This is a genomic window from uncultured Stenotrophomonas sp., assembly GCF_963519925.1.
Classification (GTDB): domain Bacteria; phylum Pseudomonadota; class Gammaproteobacteria; order Xanthomonadales; family Xanthomonadaceae; genus Stenotrophomonas; species Stenotrophomonas maltophilia_AE.
In genome coordinates this window covers 1-8,682 of the sequence record NZ_CAUQPH010000144.1, presented here as the reverse complement: position 1 = coordinate 8,682, position 8,682 = coordinate 1, and the positions used below count along the sequence as shown (strand labels likewise).

Here is an 8,682-nt window from a genome sequence, read left to right as displayed (position 1 = left end):
AGTTCGGCCACGGCCTGGACCTGCGCGGCGGTGTCGCGGCGCAGCACCAGCTGCTCGGCGTGACGCGACAGCAGCAGCCGCGACTGCGACCAGCCCATCGCCCATTGCCAGCGCAGCGGCAACCAGGCCAGCAGGGAACGCCGCCACCAGCGCAGGCCGCTGCCCACGCCGGGCGCGAGTCGACCCCGTGCCTGTACCAGACTGTCCCGCCAAACCGTCATCGAGCTGCCATTCCCTGTTCCCAGCGAAGTACCGTGTAAGTCGTTCCCGGCGTGCCCGCCGCGCCCATGCGGATCACCGCATGCAGCACCGACACCCGGCCACGCGCATCCATTGCGCGGCTCTCGATACTATAGGTGCCGCTGCCACTGGCAAGCGCGCCGGTCACGTTTTCATCGCCGGCCGCCGCGCTGCGTTCGCGCTCGGCCAGCAGCGCTTCGGCGTCCAGCCCAAGCGCGGCCAGCACCGGCCCGGCCGCGAACCGCGGGTCCGGCCGCGACTGCCGACTGTACAGGGTCAGCATCGGCTCCATCCGTTCATACAGCGCCGCGTCCATGCCCAGCACCCGCTGCAGCTCGCCCAGTGTCTCGAAGCGCCCGTTGCGCGCGCCATACGGCAAGCCGGCGGCCTGGTAATCGGCGCTTTCGGCACCGCCACCGGGTTGCTTCAGGCTGTCGGGATCGCGCCAGTCGGCAATGGCCCCGGCCAGCTGCCGCGCGCGCACGGGGTCCACCTCCAGCGCCAGCAGGAATCCGGTGAGCAGGGTGGTGTCGGCCAGGTTGAGGTTGATCTTGCCGTTCTCGTCGACCACCCGCAGGTCGATGCGACGCTGGTCGAAGGTCCAGCGGTAACGGCGGCCATCGGCCTGCCACGGCGGTTGCAGGGCCGACGGCCGCAACCGGAACAGGGCGTATTCCAGCCCGGCCCGGGCATGCTCCTGGCCGATCGCATCGTCGCCGATCACGCGCTGCTGCAGGTGCTCGATGCGGGCGCTGAGCGCGAACGCACCGACCACCGCGGTGAGCAGCGCGATCAACCACAGCACCAGCACCAGCGCTGCACCGCGCGCGCGCCGGAGGCGTGGAGCGCTCATTGGCGCGCTCCACGTGCCTGCGACAACGCCGCCACCATCGGCGGCCACGCCGGCCCCTGCAGCGGCACGATGCGGATCTCGACCAGCAGCGGCAGGCGCCGGGTGTCGTCCCACTGCGTCTGCCACTCGCCCAGCTGGCCGCTGCGCGGGTCGATGCCGCGATAGCGGAAGGCCACCTCGCGCAGGTCGTCGGCCAGCATTTCCGGTGGACGCGGCGGGGTTTCCGGAATGCGTTCGCCGTTCTGCACCAGGGTCAGGGCGATGTCGAGGCGCAGCGTGCTGCCGCTGCGGTTGACCTGCAGTTCGTGCACGTAGGACCCGCCGCGACCGAGGTAGCCCGGCAGCTCGGACACGAACAGCATGTGCTGCGGTTCGCCGAGGAAGTACAGCGGTTCGCGGGTCGGGTCGGGCGGCTCGGCGGCCATGGGCAGCGCCATGCCCAGGCGCCGGCGCAGGAAGCCTTCGACCGCCCGCATGCGCTCGTTCTGCGCGGCCACGCGTTCGCCGCGCTGGGCGATGTTCATCGCCGAACGCACCGTGGCGAAGGCCAGCGCCAGCCCGCCCACCAGCAGCACCGTGGCCAGCAGCACTTCGATCAGGGTGAAGCCGCGCGCGGCGCGCGCGCTCACCGGCTTGGCTCCGGCGTCGTGGGCAGCAGGCGCAGCGACCGCCATTGCAGGCGCTCGCCCTCGCCTTCGCCCCAACGCACCTGCAGGGTCAGCTGGGCCAGGGTCGGGCCGCTGGCGGGCGCGGCGGCGGCCGGTTGCAGCGCGGTGGTGCGCACGTCGACATACGGTTCGACCTGCAGGTCCCAGCGGAAGCGCCCCTCGTCCCAGTCGCCCTGGGTGCGCCCGGGCTGCAGCGGCGATTCGATGCCGGTGGCGGCCAGCAACGACTGCGCGTGCAGGGTGGCGCGGCTGCGCAGGTCGGCACCGTGCACCTGCTTCGCCGCCCCCGACAGGCTGCCCAGCAGCAGGGTCAATGCCAGCGCCAGCAGCGCAAAGGCGACGATCACTTCCAGCAGCGAATAGCCGCGCTGGCGCTTCATGGTGCTCCCCGCACCTGGCCCGAGCGCACTTCGCCGGTGATCCACGCCACGTCGATGCGCCACAGCGCGTCGCGCACGCCCAGCTCGATGCTGCCGCCACTGGAGCCGCCATCGGGATGGAAGGCGATGCCGCCCTTGCCGCTGGCCACCCCGGCGACCTGGCCGGCGCCGCGGAAATGCACCTCGATCGCCGCCGGCAGGCTGCCGTGGCGCCCGTTGGCCGCTTCCCAGGTGCGCGCCTGCGGATCGATCAGGAAGCGCTGGCGTTCGCCGGTCGCAATGGCCTGGGTGCGCGTGTAACGCAGCTGGCTGGCGATTTCCTTGCCCGCGTTGCGCAGCCGCATGCCGTCGATGCCGCCGTTCATCGCCGTGGCGGTGATCGCGCCGATGATCGCGATCAGCGCCACCACCAGCAGCATTTCCAGCAGCGAAACGCCGCCCACGCGTCGCCGTCGCGCTGCAGCGTGGCGCGGCCGGATGCGGCGCGGCGTTGCGGACGGTGCCACGCGCGCTTACTCGTACTTGATGTCCGCATCGTAGCTGCTGCCGCCGACCTTGCCGTCCTTGCCCAGGCTGATCAGGTCGAACGGCTGGCCTTCGCCGGGCGCGCGGTATTCCAGCGCATTGCCCCACGGATCGTTGAGCTCGGCCGGCTTGGCATACGGGCCCAGCCAACCGCTGCTGCCGCCGGGCTGGGTCACCAGGTCGTCGAGCTTGGCCGGCAGCCTGCCGGTGTCGAGCTGGTAGTTTTCGATCTTGCCGGCCATGGTCTGCACCTGCGACTTGGCGATGTTGGCCTTGCCGCGATCGGCGCCGCCGAGCACGCGACTGCCGACCAGGGTGAGTACCGCGCCGATCAGTACGATGACGATGATGATTTCCAGCAGGCTCATGCCCGCCTGGAGGCGGGGCGAAGACGGACGGACCAGGGTGCGACGGTGGATCATGGAAGCTCCTTGCAGCAGGTCGGAACGAAGTGCGCCACGGCGGTCAGCCGATGGCATTGGTCAGGTCGTACAGCGGTACCAGCACGGCCACGATCACCAGGCCGACCACCGAGGCCAGGACCAGGGTGATCACCGGGACCAGCGCCGACAGCAGGCGGTCGATGGCACGCGCGGTTTCCTGTTCGAACGTGTCGGCGGTCTTGAGCAGCATGACATCCAGCGCGCCGGACTCCTCGCCGACCTGGATCATCTGCATGGCCAGCCGTGGGAAGCGCTTGCCGCGGGCCAGCGCGACGGAGAGGCCGTTGCCGTTCTTGACCTCGTCGCTGGCGGCGTCGACGTCGGCGGCCAGCGCGCGGTTGCCCAGCACGTTGCGGGCGATGCCCAGCCCGGCCAGCAGCGGGACGCCATTGCGCAGCAGCGTGCCCAGGGTGCGCGCCAGGCGTGCGGTTTCCAGCTTGGCCAGCAGCCCGCCGATGCCCCGGCGCTGCAGCAGCCAGCCGTCCAGCGCCAGCCGCGCGGCCGGTTGCCGTAGTTTCCGCTCGACCACCAGCAGCAGCAGCGCCGGCACCACGATCATCGCCAGCCAGCCGTCGCGCACCACCAGGCCGGCGTTGAGCACCCATTGGGTGAACCACGGCAGCGCGACGTCCAGGCTTTCGTACATCAGTGCGAACTGCGGCACCACGTAGCCGAGCAGGAACAGCAGCGCCCCGCCCACCACCGCCAGCAGGATCGCCGGGTAGATCAGCGCGTTGATCACCCTGCCCTTCAGTTCCTGGCTGCGTTCCAGGTAATCGGAGAGGCGCTGCAGGGTGTCGTGCAGGCTGCCACCGGCTTCGCCGGCGCGCACCATGTTGATGTACAGCCGCGAGAACAGCCCATGCTGGCGTTCCAGCGCGGTGGACAGCGCCGCGCCACCACGCACCACGTCGCGGATGTCGGCGATCACCCGCCGGCTGCGTTCGTCTTCCGGCAGCTCCAGCAGGATGCCCAGCGCGCGGTCCAGCGGCTGACCGGCGCCGAGCAGGGTGGCCAGCTGCTGGGTGAACTGGACCAGCGCGGCGCCGTCGAACGGCTTGCGCCGCACCAGCGCGGCCCACGAAAAACCGCCCGCGCCACCCTCGCCGGCCAGGCGCGCTTCCATTGGAAGGTGGCCCTGGTCCTGCAGCTTCGCGGCGACATCGGCTTCGCTGGCGGCATCCATCTGGCCGTCGAACAGCTCACCGTGCGCGTTGAGGGCTTTGTAGCGGTACTGCGGCATGCTCAGCTTTCCTCCGTCACGCGCAGCACTTCCTCGATCGTGGTGTAGCCCTGCAGCGCCTTGGACAGGCCGTCTTCGTACATGGTGCGCATGCCGGCGGCACGCGCGATCTGCTCCACTTCGCCCATGCCGGCGCGGCGCATCACCGCGCGCCGCAGCTCGTCGTTCATCACCAGGAATTCCATGATGGTGGTGCGGCCGAGGTAACCGGTGGGCGCCAACGCCGAGGGCTGCGCGCGGTACAGGTATATCTCGCCTTCCGGCTGCAGGCGGCGCAGGTCGAAGCGTTCGATTTCCTCCGGCGAAGCCGGGTAGCGCAGCGCATGCTGCGGCTCCAGCCGGCGCACCAGGCGCTGGGCCAGGATGCCGTTGATGGTGGAGGTGAGCAGGTAGTCTTCCACGCCCATGTCGAGCAGGCGGGTGATGCCACCGGCGGCGTTGTTGGTGTGCAGGGTGGACAGCACCAGGTGGCCGGTCAGCGCCGACTGGATCGCGATGCGCGCGGTTTCCAGGTCGCGCATTTCGCCGATCATGATGATGTCCGGGTCCTGGCGCACGATGCTGCGCAGCGCGCTGGCGAAATCCAGGCCGATCTGCGGCTTGGCCTGGATCTGGTTGATGCCTTCGATCTGGTATTCGACCGGGTCTTCGACGGTGATGATCTTGACGTCGGCGGTATTGAGCTGGCTGAGCGCGGTGTACAGCGTGGTGGTCTTGCCCGAGCCGGTGGGGCCGGTGACCAGCAGGATGCCGTGTGGCTGGTCCAGCACCTTGCGGAACTGCGGCAGGAACGCGTCGGTGAACCCGAGCCGATGGAAATCGAACACCATGGTGTCGCGGTCGAGCAGGCGCATCACCACGCTTTCGCCGTGCGCGGTGGGCACGGTGCTGACGCGCAGGTCCAGTTCCTTGCCCTGCACGCGCAGCATGATGCGGCCGTCCTGGGGCAGCCGGCGCTCGGCGATGTTGAGCCGCGCCATGATCTTGATGCGGCTGATCACCGCCGCGGTGAGGTTGGCGGGCGGACTTTCGCCTTCGATCAGCACGCCGTCGACGCGGTAGCGCACCTTCAGCCGGTTCTCGAACGGTTCGATGTGGATGTCGGACGCCCGCAGTTCCACCGCACGCTGGATCACCAGGTTGACCAGGCGGATCACCGGCGCTTCGGAGGCGAGGTCGCGCAGGTGCTCGATATCGTCGACCGCGCTGCCTTCGCCATCGGCGGTTTCAATGATCGCGCCCATCGCGCTGCGGCCCTGGCCGAACCAGCGTTCGATCAGGTCGTCGATTTCCGAGCGCAGGCCCACGTGCAGGCGTACCGGCACGGCCATGGCCAGCTGCACCGCTTCGGCGGCGTAGGGTTCCTGCGGGTCGCTCAGCCACAGGTCGAGCACGCCATCGTGCAGGCCCAGCGGACAGGCATGGAACTGCTTCAGGAAGCGCAGCGACAGCGGCAGCGCATCGAGCAGGGATTCGGGGGGTGCTTCGGGGACGGCCTTGGCCTCCAGCAGCGGCAGCGCCAGCACCTCGGCACAGGCCTGGGCATGGTCGCGTTCGGACACCAGGCCCAGCCGCACCAGCAGCGGCAGCAGGCTGCCGCCGGATTCGCGCTGCAGCGGACGGGCCCGGGCCAGGTCGGCCTCCTTCAGGCGTCCGTTGCGCAGCAACAGCGCCACGATGCGGGATTCCGCGTCCGTGGACGACTCTTCAGCAAGATCGTGGGTTACCGCATTCACGAAAGCTCTCCTGGCGACCCGCAGACTTTAGCAGTTCGTCGTGGTGCCACATGCGGTAGTGGCCAATGGAAAACGGGAGCCCGTCACATGACGGGCTCCCGTGGGTGCGCTGCTGCGTTACTGGACGGCCTGGATGCTCACCCCGCTGAAGGCCGACTCGCCGACCAGCTTGATGTAGTAGGTGCCGGCCACCGGCGCGGTGAAGCGCACGGTTTCGCTGTTGCCCGGGCGGCTGGACTTGGCGTCGAAGTCTGTCGCGGTCGGCTCCTCGCCGGCGCTGACGTACAGCGACACGTTGCCGCTGCCACCGTAGGTCAGGAAGCTGACCGTCTTGCCGGCGGCGGCTTCGAAGCTGTACAGGGTTTCGCTGCCACCGGCACCGCTCAGCCCGCCCACCGCCACGCGGTTGGTCAGCGGCGTCGCATCCGGCGCGCAGTCGACCGTGCACGGCTCTTCCAGGGCCTCATCCAGTGCCGCCTTGGCATCGACGATGCCGCTGCCGATCGGGGTCGAGGTCGGGATGGTGACCGGGAACGCGCGCGCGCTCTGCTTGAGCAGGGCTTCCAGCTGCGCCGGGGTCAGCGGATCGCGGCCGGCCGAGGCCAGTGCGCCCTGCACCAGCGCGGCCACGGCGGCCACGTGCGGCGAGGCCATCGAGGTGCCGCCCATGCCCATGTAGCTGTAGGCACCGGAGGTCGGCGTGGTCAGGCCGTTGTAGCCGGCCTGCCAGACGTAACCGCCCGGGTTGCCGTCGACGCCACCGCCGCCGCCCGGACCGGACAGGTCCACCGCCGCACCGAAGTTGGAGTACGACGCGATGCCACCGGTGATGCGGGTGGCGCCCACGGCAATCACGTTGGCGCAGCTGGCCGGACGGTAACCCGACGCATTCGAGGCCTGGTTGCCGGCCGCCACCACCACGGTGGTGCCGCGCGAGACCGCACCATTGATCGCATCCTGGTAAGCCGGATCGCACGCGCCACCGCCGCCCAGGCTCATGTTGATCACTTCGGCCGGGTTCGGATTGGCCGGCACACCGGCAACCGTACCGCCCGAGGCCCAGGTGATCGCATCGGCGATGTCGGACAGGTAACCGCCGCACTTGCCGAGCACGCGCACCGGCAGCACCTTGGCCTTGTAGGCAAGCCCGGCCATGCCGAGGGTGTTGTTGGTCGCTTCGGCGACCGTGCCCGACACGTGGGTGCCGTGCCAGGAGCTGTCTTCGGCCAGCGAACCGGCGTAGCACTCGTTGTCGTTCTCTACCCAATCGCCGTAATCCAGCGCACCCGGCACGCGTTCATCGGTCGGGCGGCGCGAGGTCTCGGCGTCGCTGATGAAGTCGTAGCCTTCCAGCAGCGTGCCGGCGGCAAAGTCCGGGTGCTGCGGCAGGATGCCGGTGTCCAGCACCGCCACCACCACGCCTTCGCCCTGCGCCACGTCCCACGCGGCCGGTGCGTTCACGCCACCGGTGGCGCTGTGCAGGTGCCACTGGTACTGGGCGTAGTACTGGTCGTTCGGCACCAGCTGCGCGGTTTCCTTCGCACGCACGTCGGCGCGCTGCAGCTTCACGTCGGCGGCCGCGTACTGGACCGACGGATCGGCCTGGATTTCCTTCAGCACGGTCTGCAGCTGCGCCTGGCTGAGCTTGCCCTGCAGGCGGATCACATCGGCACCGGTACCGAGCCGGCGCAGCAGCTGCGGGCTGGCCGCGGCGGCGCGCGAAGCGGTACCGCCGAGGCTGGCGCGCGACACCGCCGAGGTCACCGCGGCCAGCTTGGCCGAACGGTCGCTGGCAGCGGCGGTGCCGGTGCGGTACTTGACGATGATGCGTTCGGAGCTCTGCTGCGCGGTACTGGCCTGGCGCGCCGGCTCCTTCACCGGCAAGCCGGCGGCATAGGCGCTGGCGCCCACGGACAGCGACAGCACGGCGGCTGCCAGCACGTTGATGCGAAGGTTCTGCTTCTTGGTCACGTTGAAATCCTCATCAAGGTCATGGATCAAACGACTGTTCAGGCCAACACTCCATGCGGTCACCCCGGCCGGCCCTGGCCAGGGTTCCCGTGACCCGCCCCCTCAGGCCCTGCATTCCATTCCGCGGTTACCAGCCGAAGCCGGCACCCACGCCCACCGAGCTGTCATCGCTGCTGAACGCGCCACCGAAGGTGATGGTGGCGCGGTCGCTGACCGCACGCTGGTAACCCAGCGACAACGCCGACTCACCGCTCTGGAAACCGACGCCGACACCGACGCGGTTCTGGGTGCGGACGCCGGCCGCACTGGTGGCCATGTTGAGCATGGCCGCGTTCATCGCACCCTGGCGGTCGATGCGGCGATCCTGGCGACGCAGGCGGTCATCGACTTCGCCCTTGTACATGTCGAAGGTATCGGCCATCGCACTGAACCGCTGGTCGGTATAGCCGTTGGCGGTGGCGATGCCGCCGTCCAGCTGGCCCTTGTTGACCGCGTCGGTGGCGGCGCTGCCGGCGGCAACGTTGGTCACCTGGCGTTCGGCGCCCACCGCACCCACCGACACCGTGTCGGCGCGGTCGGCGACCGAGCCCTGGCCCAGCGCGACCGAGTTGGCGGCGGTGGCG

Annotated in this window: 9 protein-coding genes and 1 pseudogene; all 10 read right to left on the bottom strand. The window is 69.8% G+C overall.

Annotated elements, in window-relative coordinates; translation table 11 throughout:
* Positions 1-221: pseudogene (locus tag RWO33_RS17335) on the bottom strand (hypothetical protein); the annotation flags it as partial.
* Complete coding sequence (locus RWO33_RS17330; protein ID WP_314106424.1) at positions 218-1,093, bottom strand: type II secretion system protein GspK; 876 nt, start codon at positions 1,091-1,093, stop codon at positions 218-220. The gene RWO33_RS17330 and the pseudogene RWO33_RS17335, both read right to left, overlap by 4 nt.
* Positions 1,090-1,767: a type II secretion system protein J gene (locus tag RWO33_RS17325; protein WP_314106422.1), complete on the bottom strand. Its 678-nt coding sequence runs from the start codon at positions 1,765-1,767 to the stop codon at positions 1,090-1,092. The genes RWO33_RS17330 and RWO33_RS17325 overlap by 4 nt, the downstream gene beginning before the upstream one ends.
* On the bottom strand, positions 1,719-2,141 hold the full coding sequence (locus RWO33_RS17320) for a prepilin-type N-terminal cleavage/methylation domain-containing protein (RefSeq protein WP_314106420.1): 423 nt from the start codon (positions 2,139-2,141) through the stop codon (positions 1,719-1,721). Before RWO33_RS17320 ends, RWO33_RS17325 begins: the two co-directional genes overlap by 49 nt.
* Positions 2,138-2,560 carry a GspH/FimT family pseudopilin gene (locus RWO33_RS17315; protein ID WP_314106425.1) on the bottom strand — a complete coding sequence of 141 codons (423 nt, stop codon included), beginning with the start codon at positions 2,558-2,560 and terminating at the stop codon, positions 2,138-2,140. The genes RWO33_RS17320 and RWO33_RS17315 overlap by 4 nt, the downstream gene beginning before the upstream one ends.
* 93 nt (positions 2,561-2,653) lie before the next feature.
* Positions 2,654-3,088, bottom strand: a complete 435-nt coding sequence (gene gspG, locus RWO33_RS17310) for a type II secretion system major pseudopilin GspG (RefSeq protein ID WP_186308970.1) — start codon at positions 3,086-3,088, stop codon at positions 2,654-2,656.
* Positions 3,089-3,131: 43 nt separating this feature from the next.
* Entirely contained in the window at positions 3,132-4,352 is a 1,221-nt protein-coding gene (locus RWO33_RS17305) for a type II secretion system F family protein (protein WP_145481493.1), read from the bottom strand.
* Between the two features lie 2 nt (positions 4,353-4,354).
* Positions 4,355-6,088, bottom strand: coding sequence for a type II secretion system ATPase GspE (gspE, locus tag RWO33_RS17300; protein ID WP_314106416.1), 1,734 nt, complete (start codon positions 6,086-6,088; stop codon positions 4,355-4,357).
* A gap of 117 nt (positions 6,089-6,205) precedes the next feature.
* Complete coding sequence (locus tag RWO33_RS17295) at positions 6,206-8,059, bottom strand: S8 family peptidase (RefSeq protein ID WP_314106415.1); 1,854 nt, start codon at positions 8,057-8,059, stop codon at positions 6,206-6,208.
* Positions 8,060-8,186: 127 nt separating this feature from the next.
* Positions 8,187-8,682: YadA-like family protein (locus RWO33_RS17290; RefSeq protein ID WP_314106414.1), on the bottom strand; the 496-nt coding region annotated here is incomplete at its 5' end.

What these genes read in the sequence shown, in the direction of transcription:
- RWO33_RS17330 (WP_314106424.1), bottom strand. Translation starts at nt 1,093, where the DNA reads ATGAGCGCTCCACGCCTCCGGCGCGCGCGCGGTGCAGCGCTGGTGCTG.
- RWO33_RS17325 (WP_314106422.1), bottom strand. Translation starts at nt 1,767, where the DNA reads ATGGCGGTCGCTGCGCCTGCTGCCCACGACGCCGGAGCCAAGCCGGTG.
- RWO33_RS17320 (WP_314106420.1), bottom strand. Translation starts at nt 2,141, where the DNA reads ATGAAGCGCCAGCGCGGCTATTCGCTGCTGGAAGTGATCGTCGCCTTT.
- RWO33_RS17315 (WP_314106425.1), bottom strand. Translation starts at nt 2,560, where the DNA reads ATGCTGCTGGTGGTGGCGCTGATCGCGATCATCGGCGCGATCACCGCC.
- gspG (WP_186308970.1), bottom strand. Translation starts at nt 3,088, where the DNA reads ATGATCCACCGTCGCACCCTGGTCCGTCCGTCTTCGCCCCGCCTCCAG.
- RWO33_RS17305 (WP_145481493.1), bottom strand. Translation starts at nt 4,352, where the DNA reads ATGCCGCAGTACCGCTACAAAGCCCTCAACGCGCACGGTGAGCTGTTC.